Origin of the sequence: Pseudomonas endophytica (genome assembly GCF_001411475.1) — a bacterium.
Taxonomy (GTDB): domain Bacteria; phylum Pseudomonadota; class Gammaproteobacteria; order Pseudomonadales; family Pseudomonadaceae; genus Aquipseudomonas; species Aquipseudomonas endophytica.
Genome location: NZ_LLWH01000138.1, coordinates 1 through 1,607, shown reverse-complemented (window position 1 = coordinate 1,607; position 1,607 = coordinate 1). Strand labels below are relative to the sequence as shown.

The 1,607-nt window shown below is 62.9% G+C and carries 2 protein-coding genes; both read right to left on the bottom strand.

What is annotated here, in order from left to right:
- A partial coding sequence (locus AQS70_RS10000; RefSeq protein WP_055102637.1) for a 5-guanidino-2-oxopentanoate decarboxylase occupies nt 1-1,377 on the bottom strand: 1,377 nt, incomplete at its 3' end.
- Between the two features lie 10 nt (nt 1,378-1,387).
- Nucleotides 1,388-1,607: acetate--CoA ligase family protein (locus AQS70_RS09995; RefSeq protein WP_055102636.1), on the bottom strand; the 220-nt coding region annotated here is incomplete at its 5' end.

Below are 1,607 nucleotides of genomic sequence, written 5' to 3'. Positions count from 1 at the left end.
CACCACCAATGGGCTGTCCAGCTCCTCTACCGCCGTTGCCAGCTCTGGGGCGGTATAAAGAAAACCGCCGTCGCCGACCAGCACCAGACCGGGGCGGTTGGGTGCGCCGAACTTGGCGCCGATTCCCGCTGGTAAGCCATACCCCAAAGTGCCGTAACCCGTAGGGTGTAGCCAACTGCGCGGGGCGTTTGTGCTGAACGCGTAGTTGCCGGTGTACGCCAGTTGGGTCATGTCGCTGCTGATAAAGGCGTTGTCCGGCAGTTCGGCCGCCACGCGATCAAGAATCGCTTGGTGGATGGACTGCAACTGCCCGTGCCCGGCTTTGACCGCTTCGCGCAAGCTGGCAACCGCCTCTATCGCGGTGCTGGCATCGCGTGACGTTTGCGGCAGACGCTTGAGCAAGGCCTTCACGGTGTGCTGCGCATCACCCTGCAAGGCCACTGCGCAGGGGTAAAAATCGTTGAACTTGCGGGGGTCAATGTCCACACGCAGCAACTCGGCATTCAGCGGTAAACGTTCTCGCCAAAAATCGGTATCGGCCATTTCTGTGCCGACCGCCAGCACCACATCAGCTTGCGCAATCAGTGCCCAGCCAGGCTCCACGCACAAGGTAGCACCAGCGTTGAGTGGCGCGTGCGGCGGCAACAACCCTTTACCAGCAACGGTACTGAAAAACGGCGCGGCCAGCCGCGTACTTAGGTCTTCAAGCGCAGCTGCCGCCTGCAAAGCACCGCCCCCGGCGATGATCATCGGGTGCCGGGCCGCCTGCAATTTAGCCACAGCCCGCTCCAGCACATCGTCACTCGGCACGCCGCGACCCGGTCGACGTGCGACCTCGTTACTCCAGTCCCGCGTCACGGGCGCGGCCAACACATCCAGCGGTATCGAAATATGGACCGGTCGCGGACGCTCGCTGTCGAACACCGCGTATGCCCGGGCGATCAGTTCGGGCAAGTCCTCGGCACTCAATGCCACGGCGGAAAAGGCCGTGATGGGGGCGGTCATGGCGCGCTGATCTTGAGTTTCGTGCAGACAACCCCAGCCTTTGCCCAGACTGGCCGTGTGGTTGACGCTGGAAATCACCAGCATCGGGATCGAGTCGGCATACGCCTGACCAATTGCCGTGGCGGCGTTGGTCACGCCGGGGCCAGTAATGATGAAACATACGCCCGGCTTGCCACTGACCCGCGCATAGCCGTCAGCCATAAACCCCGCGCCTTGCTCGTGTCGCGTCAGCACGTGACGAATGCCGCACCCCGGCAGGCCGCGATACAGCTCCAGCGTGTGCACGCCGGGAATCCCAAACACCGTGTCGACACCGTAATTGGCCAATAAGCGCACTAAGGTTTGCCCGCCAGTCAAAGGTTTGCTTTGCATGCTCACTTCCTCACACATGGCCGAGACGAATAAGCGCGTCGACCGCAGTCGTGCCATGGGCACCGACCAATAATGGGTTCACATCGAGTTCGAGCAACTGTGCCGCGTTTTCGCACGCGTAGTCCGCCACGGCGCCGATGGCCGCGACCAGTGCGTCCAGGTCTGCCGCCTTGCGCCCACGCACCCCGCGTAGCAGCGCCGCACTGCGCAGGCCCCTTAGCGCCTTGCGA